This is a genomic window from Mycobacterium sp. NGS22 (assembly GCF_059813095.1).
In genome coordinates this window covers 120,818-134,282 of record NZ_JCALDY010000009.1, presented here as the reverse complement: position 1 = coordinate 134,282, position 13,465 = coordinate 120,818, and the positions used below count along the sequence as shown (strand labels likewise).

The 13,465-nt window shown below is 65.7% G+C and carries 13 protein-coding genes; 7 read left to right on the top strand and 6 right to left on the bottom strand.

Annotated elements, in window-relative coordinates; translation table 11 throughout:
- Positions 1 to 19 precede the first annotated feature (19 nt).
- The 4 genes from AC5Y47_RS11180 to AC5Y47_RS11165 all read left to right on the top strand — a co-directional run bounded on the left by AC5Y47_RS11180 (position 20) and on the right by AC5Y47_RS11165 (position 4,144).
- Entirely contained in the window at positions 20 to 1,429 is a 1,410-nt protein-coding gene (locus AC5Y47_RS11180) for a WS/DGAT/MGAT family O-acyltransferase (protein WP_499944032.1), read from the top strand.
- A 58-nt stretch (positions 1,430 to 1,487) separates the two neighbouring features.
- Entirely contained in the window at positions 1,488 to 2,264 is a 777-nt protein-coding gene (locus AC5Y47_RS11175; protein ID WP_499944031.1) for a crotonase/enoyl-CoA hydratase family protein, read from the top strand.
- 93 nt (positions 2,265 to 2,357) lie between these two features.
- The gene (locus AC5Y47_RS11170) at positions 2,358 to 3,851 is read left to right on the top strand and encodes a class I adenylate-forming enzyme family protein (RefSeq protein WP_499944030.1); all 1,494 of its coding nucleotides are present in this window, start codon (positions 2,358 to 2,360) and stop codon (positions 3,849 to 3,851) included.
- On the top strand, positions 3,848 to 4,144 hold the full coding sequence (locus AC5Y47_RS11165; protein ID WP_499944029.1) for a hypothetical protein: 297 nt from the start codon (positions 3,848 to 3,850) through the stop codon (positions 4,142 to 4,144). The genes AC5Y47_RS11170 and AC5Y47_RS11165 overlap by 4 nt, the downstream gene beginning before the upstream one ends.
- Here AC5Y47_RS11165 and AC5Y47_RS11160 read toward each other — a convergent pair whose 3' ends face one another.
- Together AC5Y47_RS11160 and AC5Y47_RS11155 are read right to left on the bottom strand one after the other, a co-directional pair.
- Complete coding sequence (locus AC5Y47_RS11160; RefSeq protein ID WP_499944028.1) at positions 4,145 to 4,759, bottom strand: TetR/AcrR family transcriptional regulator; 615 nt, start codon at positions 4,757 to 4,759, stop codon at positions 4,145 to 4,147. It abuts the gene before it with no gap.
- Positions 4,756 to 4,899 (bottom strand): hypothetical protein, encoded by a 144-nt coding sequence (locus AC5Y47_RS11155; protein WP_499944027.1) that lies wholly within the window; start codon positions 4,897 to 4,899, stop codon positions 4,756 to 4,758. Before AC5Y47_RS11155 ends, AC5Y47_RS11160 begins: the two co-directional genes overlap by 4 nt.
- 498 nt (positions 4,900 to 5,397) lie before the next feature.
- On the opposite strand from AC5Y47_RS11155, the gene AC5Y47_RS11150 reads away from it, so the two are divergent.
- The gene (locus AC5Y47_RS11150; protein WP_499944094.1) at positions 5,398 to 6,561 is read left to right on the top strand and encodes a 3-ketosteroid-9-alpha-monooxygenase, oxygenase component; all 1,164 of its coding nucleotides are present in this window, start codon (positions 5,398 to 5,400) and stop codon (positions 6,559 to 6,561) included.
- A gap of 9 nt (positions 6,562 to 6,570) precedes the next feature.
- Entirely contained in the window at positions 6,571 to 7,944 is a 1,374-nt protein-coding gene (locus AC5Y47_RS11145) for a WS/DGAT/MGAT family O-acyltransferase (RefSeq protein ID WP_499944025.1), read from the top strand.
- Here the strand turns inward: AC5Y47_RS11145 and AC5Y47_RS11140 are convergent.
- Together AC5Y47_RS11140 and AC5Y47_RS11135 are read right to left on the bottom strand one after the other, a co-directional pair.
- Positions 7,919 to 8,725: a phthiotriol/phenolphthiotriol dimycocerosates methyltransferase gene (locus AC5Y47_RS11140; protein WP_499944024.1), complete on the bottom strand. Its 807-nt coding sequence runs from the start codon at positions 8,723 to 8,725 to the stop codon at positions 7,919 to 7,921. The genes AC5Y47_RS11145 and AC5Y47_RS11140 overlap by 26 nt on opposite strands.
- Positions 8,726 to 8,817: 92 nt before the next feature.
- Positions 8,818 to 9,639, bottom strand: a complete 822-nt coding sequence (locus AC5Y47_RS11135) for a phthiotriol/phenolphthiotriol dimycocerosates methyltransferase (protein ID WP_499944023.1) — start codon at positions 9,637 to 9,639, stop codon at positions 8,818 to 8,820.
- Between the two features lie 324 nt (positions 9,640 to 9,963).
- Here AC5Y47_RS11135 and AC5Y47_RS11130 point away from each other — a divergent pair, with 324 nt between their 5' ends.
- Positions 9,964 to 11,259, top strand: coding sequence for a cytochrome P450 (locus AC5Y47_RS11130; protein WP_499944022.1), 1,296 nt, complete (start codon positions 9,964 to 9,966; stop codon positions 11,257 to 11,259).
- A gap of 16 nt (positions 11,260 to 11,275) precedes the next feature.
- Here the strand turns inward: AC5Y47_RS11130 and AC5Y47_RS11125 are convergent, their stop codons facing one another.
- Both AC5Y47_RS11125 and AC5Y47_RS11120 read right to left on the bottom strand, forming a co-directional pair.
- The gene (locus AC5Y47_RS11125; RefSeq protein ID WP_499944021.1) at positions 11,276 to 12,634 is read right to left on the bottom strand and encodes a cytochrome P450; all 1,359 of its coding nucleotides are present in this window, start codon (positions 12,632 to 12,634) and stop codon (positions 11,276 to 11,278) included.
- A complete protein-coding gene (locus AC5Y47_RS11120) occupies positions 12,634 to 13,461 on the bottom strand; it encodes a Coq4 family protein (RefSeq protein WP_499944020.1) in 828 nt (275 codons plus the stop codon). The genes AC5Y47_RS11125 and AC5Y47_RS11120 overlap by 1 nt, the downstream gene beginning before the upstream one ends.
- Between the last annotated feature and the right edge of the window lie 4 nt (positions 13,462 to 13,465).

Genomic DNA, 13,465 nt, shown 5'->3' with positions numbered 1-13,465 from the left:
CAATGAACAGGGGACTGCGGTGAAACGGCTCACCGGCTGGGACGCGGTGCTGCTGTACAGCGAGACGCCGAATGTGCACATGCACACCATCAAAGTCGCGATCATCGAATTGGATCCGGACAGACGTGGTTTCACCGTCGACGCCTTCCGCCAGGTCATCGCCAGCCGGATGGACAAGCTGGTACCGCTGGGTTATCAGCTGATCGACGTCCCGTTCAAATTCCATCACCCGATGTGGCGGGAGAACTGCGAAGTCGACTTCACCTATCACGTCCGGCCGTGGCAGCTGAGTGCCCCCGGGGGCCGTCGTGAGCTCGACGAGGCGATCGGCGAGATCGCCAGCACACCGCTGGATCGCACCCGGCCACTATGGGAGATGTACTTCGTCGAGGGCCTGGCCAACGACCGGATCGCGGTGGTACTGAAAATCCATCACGCCCTGGCCGACGGGGTCGCCTCGGCGAACCTGATGGCGCACGGCATGGACATGATGCCGACCCCGCAAAGCTCTTCCTACACAACCGATCCGGCGCCCACCAGGCGCGAACTGATCAGCACGGCGTTCGTCGACCACATGCGCCACATCAAACGCATCCCTGGCACCTTCGCCTACACCGCCCAAGGCATCCGGCGGGTGCGCAGCAGCTCGTACAAGTTCTCCACCAAGCTCACCCGCCCGATCGACCCGCCCCCGTCGTTCATGAACCACAAGATCACCCCGGAGCGCCGGTTCGCCACCGCCACACTGGCGCTGGCGGACGTCAAGGAGACCGGTAAGAAACTCGGCGCGACGATCAACGACATGGTGTTGGCCATGTCCAGCGGCGCCCTGCACAACCTGCTGTTGCGCTACGACGGCAAGGCCGAGCCGCTGCTGGCGTCGGTGCCGGTCAGTTATGACTTCTCGCCGGAACGGATCTCGGGTAACCAGTTCAGCGGGATGATGGTGGTGCTGCCGACCGACCTGGACGACCCGCTGGAACGGGTCCGCGCCGCCCACGACAACGCCGTCTCGGCCAAGGAGAGCCACCAGTTGCTGGGACCGGAGTTGATCAGCCGCTGGGCCGCCTACTGGCCGCCCACGGCAACCGAAGCCATGTTCCGGTGGCTGTCGGGCCGCGACGGGCAGAACAAGGTGCTGAACCTGAACATCTCCAACGTGCCCGGGCCCCGCACCCGCGGTCAGGTGGGCGGCGCGCTGGTCACCGAGATCTACTCGGTGGGCCCGCTAACCGCCGGCAGCGGCCTCAACATCACCGTGTGGAGCTACGTGGACCAACTCAACATCTCGGTCCTGTCCGACGGATCGACCCTGAAAGACCCGCACGAGGTGACCGGGGCGATGATCGCCGAGTTCGTCGAAATACGCAGGGCCGCAGGGATTTCCGAGGAACTGACCGTCGTCCCGGAGGCGATGGCGCCGGCCTGAACCGACGTTACACACACCGGCCGATTCGTCACGCGCACCGGCGGCTACCATCTGCACTGTGAGCGACGAAGCCAACGAACCCGAGGTCCTGGTCGAACAGCGCGACCGGATCCTGATCATCACCATCAACCGGCCCCGGGCCAAGAACGCCGTCAACACCGCCGTGGCCCACGGGCTTGCCGACGCCATGGACCGTCTCGACGGCGACGCCGGCCTGTCGGTGGCGATCCTCACCGGTGCCGGCGGCTCGTTCTGCGCGGGCATGGACCTCAAGGCGTTTGCCCGCGGCGAACTGCCCATCGTCGAAGGCCGCGGCATGGGCTTCACCGAGCGACCCCCGGACAAGCCGCTGATCGCGGCGGTCGAGGGTTACGCCCTGGCCGGCGGTACCGAGCTGGCGCTGGCCACGGATCTCATTGTGGCGGCCCGGGATTCGGCGTTCGGCATCCCGGAGGTCAAGCGCGGTCTGGTGGCCGGCGGCGGGGGACTGCTGCGGCTGCCCGAGCGCATCCCGTATGCCATCGCCATGGAGTTGGCGCTCACCGGTGACAGCGTCTCGGCCGAGCGCGCGCACGAGTTGGGTCTGGTCAACGTGCTGGCCGAACCGGGTGGGGCGCTGGATGCCGCGGTGGAGCTGGCCGAGAAGATCGCCGCCAACGGACCGCTGGCGGTGGCCGCGACCAAGCGGATCATCGTGGAATCGCGCAGCTGGAGCCGCGACACGATGTTCGCTGAACAGACCAAGATCCTGGGTCCGGTGTTCGCCTCCAACGACGCCAAGGAAGGCGCCATCGCGTTCGCCGAGAAGCGCCCGGCGCGCTGGACGGGTACCTGAGCACCCGCGACCCGCGGCCGGGTGCCCCTGGCACCCATCAGTTACACTACGGGCAAGATTTGTAAAGGGCGGGGCTGCGGAGAAGGATCGAGGATGAGCGTTTCGTTGCTTCTCGAGATGGCTGCGTCGAGCAACCCTGACCGCACCGCCGTCGTATCCGGCGAGCTGCGCCTGACGACGCAGCAGCTCAGCGACCTGGCCGACGGCGGCGCCGGCGTCATCGCGACATCCGGCGCCCAGCACGTCGTCTACGTCGGCACCGGCGGCGCGATGCTGCCGCTGCTCATCTTCGCCAGCGCCCGCGCCGGGTTGGCCTTCACCCCGATCAACTACCGACTGTCCGCCGACGGCATCCGCGCCCTCATCGACCGGCTGCCCGACCCCCTGGTGGTCGTCGACGAGCGCTACCGGGAAACCCTCGGCGACGGTTCGAAGCGGCTGGTCACCTCCGACGATTTCGTGGCCGCCGCCCGCACCGCAGAGCCCGCCGCGGAATTCGCCGATCCGGACTCGGTCGCGATCGTGCTGTTCACCTCGGGCACCACGTCGGCACCCAAGGCCGTCGAGCTCACCCACAACAACCTGACCAGCTACGTGATGGGGACGGTGGAATTCGAGTCGGCCGCACCCGAGGACGCCGCGTTGATCTGCGTGCCGCCCTACCACATCGCCGGCGTCGGGGCCGCATTGTCCAACCTGTACGCGGGCCGAAAGATGGTGTACCTGCCCAACTTCGACGCCCACGAGTGGGTGCGGCTGGCCGACGACGAGAAGGTCACCACCGCGACGGTGGTGCCGACCATGCTGGACCGCATCGTCACCGTGCTGGAGGCCGGCAAGCATCGCCCGGCTGCGTTGCGCAACCTGGCCTACGGCGGTTCGAAGGTGGGGCTACCGCTGGTCCGCCGGGCCCTCGAGTTGTTGCCGGGAGTCGGCTTCGTCAACGCCTACGGCCTGACCGAGACCAGCTCGACGATCGCCGTGCTCACCCCCGACGACCATCGGGACGCGATGAGCGCCACGGATCCGGCAGTGGCCAGGCGACTGGGCTCGGTGGGACGGCCGGTGCCCGGCATCGAGCTGCAGATCCGCGACGAGGACGGCACGGTGCTGGGACCCGGCCAAACCGGTGAGCTGTTCGTGCGGGGCGACCAGGTGTCGGGCCGCTACACCGGGATCGGCTCGGTGCTCGACGAGAACGGCTGGTTCCCCACCAAGGACATCGCCGCTCTCGACGACGACGGCTTCCTGTTCATCGGCGGCCGCAGCGACGACACCATCATCCGCGGCGGCGAGAACATCGCGCCCGCCGAGTTGGAAGAGGTGCTGATCGAGCATCCGCACGTGCACGACGTGGCCGTGGTCGGCGTCGAGGATCCGCAGTGGGGCCAGGCCATCGTGGCCGTGGTGGTGCCGCGCGCCGGTGCCGAACCCGACCCCGACGAACTGCGCGAGTATGTCCGAAAGAGTTTGCGGGGGTCGCGTACTCCGGATCGAGTAGTGTTTCGCGACGAGCTGCCGACCACCGCCACCGGCAAGATACTTCGCCGGGAGATCATCGAAAACCTAGCAGGGGCGCAATCATGATCAAGAACGGAACCCGCCTGGCCAGCCAGGTGTGTGACACCCAAGTCATCGTCGTCCGCAGCGCCGACAGCCTCGACGACCTGCGCTGCGGCGGCGCACCGATGGTCGAGATGGGTGGTGAGCGTTCGGGGGAGATCGACCCGGAGTTCGCCGACGGCAGCGTGATGGGCAAGCGCTACGTCGACGAAACCGGTGCCGAGTTGCTCGTCACCAAACCGGGGCAGGGCAGTCTGAGCGTGGGCCAGACCAAACTGGCGCTCAAAGAGGTCAAGCCGCTGCCCGCCAGCGACTGACTAGCGCTGTTCGCCCAACCCGGTGCGGCGCACGAATTCCCTTGCCTTGACCAGGAATTCGAGCTGATCGGCGACCTCGCGCAGGGGTGCCGCGGTGCGCGTCGAGCGGCAGAGCATGATGGCGCCTTCCAGGGCGGCGATCGACGTCACCGCCAACGACGCCGCGCCGTGTTCGTCAAAACCATCGGCGACGAAAGCGCGGGTCATCGCGCCACACCAGCGGTCCAGGATCTCGCCGGCCTCGGCCTTCAGCTCGAGTTCGTCGTCGGCTGATCCGAGCGCGGCGGCGGCCACCGGGCAGCCGGCCATGAATCCGCCCTCGTTGAGCAGAAGTTCCCAGAACTCGACGAACTCGCGCAGCAGGGCGCGTGCGCCGCGGTCGGCGGCCCGGTCGATGACGGTGGTGATGGAGTCGCCCGAGTGGCGCAGTGCCTCGGCCAGGATCTGATTGCGGCCGTTCGGAAAGTGGTGGTACACCGAACCGCGCGGAGCGCCGCTGCGGGCCAGCACCGAGTCGATGGTGACGCCGGCGGCGCCGCGCTCGCGCAGCACCTGCGCAGCGCTGACCAGCATCTTGTCCCGGGTTCCACCCCGCTTCGTGGTGGCCGGCGTCATGCCGCGTGCGACGGCTCGGGGGCGTGACCGGTCGAGGTCCAGTGCGCATTGCGCGGGGTGCGGCGCAGCAGCCGGCGACGCAGGCCGGGCAACTCCCGGGTATAGCGGAGACCGGCGATGTTGAGCTCGATAATCCACATGGTTTCTCCCGGCAGTGCTCTCATGCGCCCTGTTGCCCGCATGTTGGAGGCTGTGGCCCATGAATATGTTAAGAATCATATAAGACGGTCGTTTAGTAAGCAACTGCTCACTATCTAACTGTGACTTACGCCGCATTGATCGAGAAAAAATCAACTGGGATGGCTATGTTTTATTGCATATCCCATAATTGCGCGGGGCTCGGCGGTGACAGTCACCGACGACGGGTGGCCCTCCGGTGGGACGGTCCTGACCGGTGGCCCGCGGCGCCGAGAGCGCGCACACCATTGCCCGAGTGCGTGGCGTCGGCAGCGGTGCGTGCCATCCATCGTCTACCAAAGTGTCTGTCCGGCAACGTATTTAGTGACTTATGGAACGGATTGCCCGAGCCGATGCCGCCCAAAATCGACGGCCGCCATTTATTGCGTTCGGTTCCCGAGGGTGCTTGACTGGTTGATGCTGAGAGGGTGCTCAGCATCGCGTCTAAAGCTGAGACCGATCTGTCTGCGCAGTTCGTCCGGGGGGCAAAGGTGCGTGAAGCCGAGACATGGGCAATACCGGCACGATTCGCTCGGGGCTGGCATTGCCTGGGCCTGGAACGGGATTTCAGCGACGGCCAGCCACACGCGGTCGACGCGTTCGGCACCAGGCTGGTGGTGTTCCAGGACAGCCGCCACCAGTTGCGCGTCCTCGACGCCTACTGCCGCCACATGGGCGGGGACCTGAGTCGTGGTTCGGTGAAAGGCGATGCGGTGGCATGCCCGTTTCACGACTGGCGATGGAACGGTGCCGGTCGCTGCGAGTTGGTGCCGTACGCCAAACGCGTCCCGAAGCTCGCTCGCACGCGGGCGTGGACGACGTGCCAGCGCAACGGTCTGCTCTTCGTGTGGCACGACCACGAGGGCAATCCCCCACCTGCGGACGTGGAGATTCCTCGCATCGACGAAGTCTCGACCGATGACTGGACCGACTGGTCGGTGAAGGGCTGGCTGATCGAGAATTCGCACAGCCGCGAGATCGTCGACAACCTGGCCGACACCGCGCACTTCTTCTACGTCCATGACGGGTTTCCTACCCGCTTCAAGAATGTGTTCGAGGGACACGTCGCCAGTCAGTACCTGACCAACCGCGGTCGCGGTGACACGAACCTGGGACCGGGGTTCGCGAAGTCTGTCCTGCAGAGCGAATCGTCTTACTACGGACCGGCTTACGTGGTCACATTTCTGCACAACAACTACAGCGGCTATCGCACCGAGGCGATCCTGATCGCCTTTCACTACCCCGTGGACCACGACTCGTTCATGGTGCATTCCGCTGTCTCGGTGCAGAAACCGCAGGGCCTCGACGAGCAGACCACCGCCAAACTCGCCCATATGGTCGCCGACGGCGTCACGGCCGGGTTCGAGCAGGACATCGAAATCTTCAAGCACAAGGCCAAGATCGACGATCCGCTGTTGTGCGACGAGGACGGCCCGATCAGCCAATTGCGTCGCTGGTATTCGCAGTTCTACGTCGACGTCGCCGACATCACCCCGGAGATGACGGCGCGCTTCGAGTACGAACTCGACACCAGCTACCCCGTCTCGGTGTGGACCCGCGAGGTGGCGGACAACGTGGCCCGTCAATCCATGGCTGCTGCCGGCGTTTCCGCAACTCAAACCTAGGAGTCAGGCGTGCACAGGCTCGGTGGTTTCGACGCGACCATGTTGTTGTTCGAAAGTTCGGTGCAGCCCATGCACGCGTGTTCGCTTGCGGAACTGGACACTTCGACCATGCCGCAGGGATACAGCTTCGAAGCATTCCGCGACATGCTGGCGCAGCGGACCCATTCGCTGCCGGAGTTCCGCGCGAAACTGGCCGACAGCGCGCTGAATCTGGATACCCCGGTGTGGGTGGAGGATTTCGACTTCGACATCGATCGGCACGTGCACCGCATCGAGTTGCCCGCCCCGGGTGGTCGACGTGAATTGTCCGACGTGGTAGCGCATTTGGCCGCCACCCCGCTGGACCGCTCCAGACCGCTCTGGGACATCACGCTGGTAGAAGGCGTGTCGGGAGCCGACGCGCAGACTCGGATCGCCGCCGTCATCCGAACGCACCATGTCTTCGCCGACGGCTTGACTGCCGGGAATCTGTGGGCTCAGTTGTATGCGGCGGATGCGGTTGCGGCACCGGCGCACCACGTCGAGGGCTTCGGGGACATCAGCAGGCGACAGATCGCGGTCGACGGGTTGGCGCGATTCGTCCGCCGACCGTGGTATCTGGTCTCTCGCGTCGTGCCCGCGATGTTCCTGGCCCTGCTCCGGACCATCGTCCGGGTCGCGCGCGGACGGGCGATGTCGGCACCGTTCACGGCCCCGCGAATCCCGTTCAACGGCAACCTCACTGAGCGGCGGACCATTGCCTACACCCGGCTGGACCTGCAGGACGTCAAGGCCGTCAAGGACCGGTTCGGGGTCAAGGTCAACGACGTGCTGTTGGCGGTGGTGGCCGGTGCCGCGCGCGAGTTCCTACTCGCCAGGTCCGCTCTACCGGATGCCCCGCTGATCTCGTTGATCCCGATGTCGGTCTACGAGGAGAGCAGTCCCAGCCGTAACCAGTTCGCGCCGATATGGTCGAGTCTGCACACCGACATCGGCGATCCGGGGGAACGGCTGCGGGCCATCGCCGCTTCGAGCGCGATTGCCAAAGAACACAGTTCGGCAATCGGATCGACCCTGCTGATCGATGTCGCGCAGTTCTCTCCGGGGTTGCCGCCGGCGATCATGCGTCTTTACACGCTGATCGGTCTCAGCGGCCGACGCCCCGTCTACAACGTGTCGTTGTCCAACGTGGTCGGCGTGCAGGAACAACTCCTCGGTGCGAGAATCATCGCGAACTACCCGTTCGGCCCGGCGATGAACGGGGCAGGGCTGAACGTCACCGCGGCCTCGCTCAACGGCAGCATCGACTTCGGGTTGATCTCGTGTCCCGAATTGCTGCCCGACCTATGGGATCTCACGGAGGGCTTCCCCGTCGCGCTCAAAGAGTTGATGGATGCGGTTTGACGAAATCGTACATCCGGTAGGAGACTTCGCCGCTGTCCAGCGCATCGTGCAGTCGTCCCGCGCCGAGCTTGACCAGTCCGCGGAACACCGCGGGCGTGCGGCGCTCCACTAGATTGTTCTTTTCCGTTGCACTCCAGAGCTTCTCGAGCCCCCGCACAACTTCCCGATGGATGTCGTGCTCGGCGATCGCGGTCAGCGGGGCCGCGGCCAGGTCGGCCTCCCACGCTGGAACGTGACTGCGGTTGCGGATATCGGCGTAGAGGAAATGCCCGCCCGGCGTGAGCACCCGGGCCACCTCGCGCAGAAACCCCGGAAAATCCGGATAGCAGTGTGAGGACTCGACATTGAGCACCGCATCGAACGATTCGTCGGGAAAGGGAAGGTTTTGCGCGTCGCCCTGCACGAAATCCAGTCCTGGGATTTCGTGCAGTCGCCTGCACAGTTCGATACCGCGCGGATTCAGGTCCATCCCGGTGTAGGACTTCGGGTGCAGGTAGCGGGTCAGATAGGAGGCGCCGCCGCCGTGCCCGCAGCCGACCTCCAGCACCCGCTTGCCGCCGATGTCGGTCTGGGCGGCGACCCGGTGATACAGCTGGATGGACGCGCGATTCGGTTCGTCGACCTCCTGCAGCGGTACGCCCATCGCCGGATCTTCTTCGTAACCGAAGTTGAAGAACGCTACGTCGTCTGCTTCCATCCACCGGGTGGCCAGGGGGTAGATGAACTTCGCCGAAATGCGGAAGGCGAGCGGGTTGAACGCAACGCGAAACAGCACACCCATGTTCGAACCCTAGCAAACGGCCCGGTCGCGGTCACCGAAACAGCAAGCGGGCAACGGTATTTCGAGCCACCCGGGCCGGCCGCGGTAGACGCTCACGGTTTGACGAAGTCGTAGATCCGGTAGCACAGGGTCCCATCCTGTACGGCACGGTAGAGTCCCGGACCGGGCGCGCCCATCGCCCCTTTGATGGCACCGCGCAGCGGCGCCGGCACTACGCGTTTGAACACTTCGCGTGTCTTCGGCGAAACCCACCATTGGTCGAACCCGCGGACCACCTCGGCGTTGATGTCCTGCCGGGTCAGCATCTCCAGCGGGGCGGCGGCCAGTTGGGCTTCCCATTTCGCGACGTGGTTGCGGTTGCGGAAGTCGGCGTAGAGGAAATGGCCGCCCGGTGTGAGGACGCGGGCCACCTCGTCGAGGAATCCCGGAAAGTCCGGATACCCGTGCGACGATTCGACATTGACCACCGCGTCGAAGGATTCGTCGGGAAACGGCAGGCTCTGGGCATCGCCTTGAACGAATTCGACACCCGGCACCCGGTGCTGCCGTTGGCAGAACGCGATACCGCGGGGATTCAGGTCCAGCCCGACGTAGGTGGCCGGGTTCAGGTAACGACCGATGTAGGCCGCCCCGCCGCCGTGCCCGCAGCCCACCTCCAGCACGCGCTTGCCGCCGATGTCGGTCTGGGTGGCGGTGCGGTGATAAAGCTGGATACAGGCACGATCCGGCTCGTCGGCCGCCTCCAGCGGCAGGCCCAGCGGGGGATCTTCCTCGTAGCCGGCGCTGAGGAAGGTCACGTCGTGGTCGGTGCCGATACGACGGGTCAGCCACGGATAGTGGTATTTCGGCGAATGTTTCAGGACGAAACGGCTGTAGCTCAGCCGGAAGACCAAGTCGGCGGGAGCGACCTTCATCCGGCGAAAGCTGCTCTGCCGGGCGGACACTGAATCGGGCAGCCGGGAATTGTGTTGTACTCGTGCGAAATAAGAACGAACGGTATGTCCACCACGGCCCTTCTGGTCCCCAAGCGCGTCCGGTCCGGTTCATCCGCGCTCCTCGCCGAAACCAAATCTTAGTCCCGATCGACGCACCGCGACAATGCGCAGGCGCACAAATGTTGCGGCAGGACGCAATTGGACAACTGCCGGTACAACACGCTCGACCGGGCCGGGCGGACAAACGGTAGAGTCGTCGGCCATGACGGCATTGGCGTATCGCCGGGCGTGGGTGCGGGCGCGGTGAGTATCGATGCGTTGCCGCCCGGGCCGCGGCTTCCGGTTGCTGTTCAAACCGCCGCATGGATAACCCGCCCTTGGGAATTCATGCAGCGGTCGGCCGCGCGCTACGGTGACATGTTCACCTTGCGGCTCGCCGGCGAGTGTCCGTGGGTGATGGTGTCGCATCCGGACGTGGTGAAGGAAGTGTTCACCGGCCCGCCCGAACTCCTGCACGCGGGAGAGGGGAAAAACATCCTGGTGCCGGCGCTCGGAACCAACTCTCTGCTGCTGCTCGACGACGACGCGCATCGGCAGCAGCGCCGCCTGCTGATGCCGCCGTTCCGGGGCAACCATTTGACCTCCTACGCCGACAAGATGACCAGTGTCGCTCAGGCCGAGATCGCGAGCTGGCCGCGCGGCAAGCCGGTCCGGCTGCATCCGCGGATGCAGGCCCTGACGCTGGAAATCATCCTGCACACCGTGTTCGGGCTCAGCGAGGGTAAGCGGCTGGATCGGTTGCGCGCCGAGATGATGCGGATTTTCACCAGGACCTCCGGCGTCTCGACGCAACTGTTCCTGGTGGCGCTGGGGCCCCAGCGGATCCGGGCGGAGCTGGTGCGCAGGCTGCTTCTCGGGGTCGACCGGTTGCTCTACGCCGAGATCGCCGAACGACGCCGGGCCGACGACCTCCAGGAGCGCTCGGACGTGCTCTCGGTTCTGCTGCAGGCCAGACACGAAGACGGCCGGCCGATGAGTGATGTCGAGATGCGTGACGAACTGATGACCCTGCTGCTGGCGGGACACGAAACCACGGCGACCGCGCTGGCCTGGGCCGTCGAACGGCTGATCCGCCACCCCGATCATCATGCCCGGCTCGACGCCGAAATCCGTTCCGGCCAAGAGCAATTCCTCGACGCCGTGGTCAAGGAGACATTGCGGCTGCGGCCGGTGATATCGGTGGTATCCAGGCGACTCAAAGCGCCGCTGCGTATCGGCGGCGTGCCGCTGCCCGCGGGCGTGAACATCATGCCGTCGATCTATCTGATGCACCGGCGGCCGGAGATCTACCCCGACCCCGAGCAATTCCGGCCCGAGCGTTTTCTGGAGAAGCGCGGCGGCACCTACACCTGGATTCCCTTCGGCGGGGGCGTACGCCGTTGCATCGGCGAGGCATTCGCCGAATACGAGATGCGCAAGATCATTGCCGCGCTGTTCGCTCAATGCGAGGTGCGGCCCGCCGACGAGCGACCCGAGCGGGTGCGGCGCGGGGGTATCAGTCCGGTACCGGCCCGCGGTGCCACCGTGGTCCTGACGTGAAGCGCGCCTGGGCCATTCATCTGGCCACGAGGCGAACGGGAAGCCCGTCGGCCAGCGCGGTGGAGATTCGGAGCTTGGGCTTCGGAGTCCAGCCGGGCTGGAACTCGAACTCGTAGCGCTGCAGGATCGCGGCCAACGTCATCACCCCGTCGATGTAGGCCATTCGCCAGCCCATGCACTTGCGTGGCCCGATGCTGAACGGAATATAAGCGTTTCGGTTGATCTTGTCGTGCAGGAAGCGGCTGGGTTCGAATTGCTCTGGCCGCCTCCAGAATCGCGTATCCCGGTGCAGCCGGTACGGCGATATCAGGACGTGCGAGCGCGCCGGAATGAAGTATCCGTCGATCTCGTCGTCTTCGTTGGTGGTGCGCAGCACGCCCATCGGCGCCGCGATCCGCAACGCTTCGTCGAAGCAGGCGCGCAGATACGGCAGCCGCTCCAGGTGTGCGTACTTGACCGGGGCGCCGCCCAGCGCGTCGACCTCCGCGTATGCTTGCGCGAAAGCTGTTGGATTACTGTGCAATAGCGCGAGGGTCCAGGACACCGACTCCGCGGTGGTCTCGAAGCCGGCGAACACCAGCGAAGACAACTCGGTGCGAAGCCTGCGATAGCGCGTGTCGGCAGGCCATTCCAGCGACATCCCCAGCAGCGCGTCCAAGACGTCGGGTACCGGCCGCGGACCGTCGGCGCTGCGCCGGGCGATGATCTTGTCCAGCTCGCCGAGCATGAAGGCCTGCGCCGCCTCGCCGCGTCGCTCGAAGGGGCGCGGCAGGAACTTCGGGAAGGACGACAGGAAGGCACGACTGATCGTGTAGGCGCCGACGTTCCGCGCGGCAACGACGTAGCGGCTCAGCGCTTCTGGCTCCAGCGCGGAGCTGAACATGGACCGCATCAGCGAGTCCATCACGACCATGCCCAGTTCCTGTTCCAGATTGATCCACTGCCCGGCGGCGGTGTACTGCGCCCAGGCCTCCATACCCGCAGCGACCGCGGCCGACATCGCATCGCTGAGCGCCGCCAGCGAGTTCTCGGTGAAGAACGGGTTCAGTACCCGGCGCCACCGCTTCCATTCCTCGCCTTCCAGGACGGGCAACACGTCCGGTTCGCCCGGGACCAGGTCGGCGGTCAATTCGTTGCGCAGGTAACGGGTGTGGTGGCGGACCATCACGTAGTCGACGTGGTCGGGATGACTCAGCATGGTCATCGTCCAGCCCGGGATCGGCAGCGGAATGTCCGCCACGTCGCCGAACTCGTCAGCGATCTTGGGCACCAACGCAAATGGATTCGGTCCGTGCCGCAGGCACCAGGAGCCCATCCGCAGCAATCCGGGTCCGGGCGGGCGACCCTTACTCGACGTACGTGCGATTGTCGGCATCAGGTGAGTTCCCGGGCCACGATCTCGTCGTAGTCCCACCGCGTCGCCGGCCGCATTCCCGGTGGGGTCCATCTGGTGAACCACACGCCGTCGGGATGCGCCTCCCGCGTTGGGGTCACCCCGAGTCGGGCGCGGACGTCGTCGAGGGGTTTGTCGAGGAGTTGTTCCCACGGTGCGGCCATGATCTTGTCGGCGCGGCGGCCACGGTCAACCGCCTGCCGGTAGACCCGCAATTTGTGCCGTAGCGGAGCGCCCGGGAGACTGGCCGCCACGGCCAAGCCGAGTTGCTCCAGCGCGCCGGCGGGTTCGTTTTGGCCGCACTGGAATCCGATGCCGATGATCTCACCGGCCAGGTCCGGGCCATAACCGGTGATGACGTGTTGCAGGTCGTGCACCGTGTTGCAGCGCAGCAAAAAGTAGTAGTAGTCCTCATGCCAGTTGCGCGACTCGGCGTAGGGACGTACGACGGCCGCCTCGTCGAACACTCCCGCGTCGAGCCTGTTGGTGGTCAGGAACGAGCGGTAGGCGTGACCGACGGTGCCGATCGGCAACGATGCCAGGTAGGCGTCGTCGCGCAGCAGCGCCAGCAGGTCCGGCTTGTCTTTCAGGACCTTGGCGCCCTCCGGATGTGCGCGAACCTGGTGGAACAGGCGCGGGGTGGCGGGTATCGAGATTTCCAGGGACGCAAGGTAAAAGGTCTCGTACATGCGCTTGCCCCTGCGGGTGAAACCGCGTGCGGCGCCGACGATCGTGCGCCACGAGCGTCGCTCGGGCACGACGCCGTCCGGGCGGCGGTATTGCGCGAGTGGTGTTTCTTGTTCGGGCATGGAA

What these genes read in the sequence shown, in the direction of transcription:
- AC5Y47_RS11170 (WP_499944030.1), top strand. Translation starts at nt 2,358, where the DNA reads ATGAGCGTTTCGTTGCTTCTCGAGATGGCTGCGTCGAGCAACCCTGAC.
- AC5Y47_RS11165 (WP_499944029.1), top strand. Translation starts at nt 3,848, where the DNA reads ATGATCAAGAACGGAACCCGCCTGGCCAGCCAGGTGTGTGACACCCAA.
- AC5Y47_RS11160 (WP_499944028.1), bottom strand. Translation starts at nt 4,759, where the DNA reads ATGACGCCGGCCACCACGAAGCGGGGTGGAACCCGGGACAAGATGCTG.
- AC5Y47_RS11155 (WP_499944027.1), bottom strand. Translation starts at nt 4,899, where the DNA reads ATGTGGATTATCGAGCTCAACATCGCCGGTCTCCGCTATACCCGGGAG.
- AC5Y47_RS11140 (WP_499944024.1), bottom strand. Translation starts at nt 8,725, where the DNA reads ATGGGTGTGCTGTTTCGCGTTGCGTTCAACCCGCTCGCCTTCCGCATT.
- AC5Y47_RS11135 (WP_499944023.1), bottom strand. Translation starts at nt 9,639, where the DNA reads ATGAAGGTCGCTCCCGCCGACTTGGTCTTCCGGCTGAGCTACAGCCGT.
- AC5Y47_RS11125 (WP_499944021.1), bottom strand. Translation starts at nt 12,634, where the DNA reads ATGCCGACAATCGCACGTACGTCGAGTAAGGGTCGCCCGCCCGGACCC.
- AC5Y47_RS11120 (WP_499944020.1), bottom strand. Translation starts at nt 13,461, where the DNA reads ATGCCCGAACAAGAAACACCACTCGCGCAATACCGCCGCCCGGACGGC.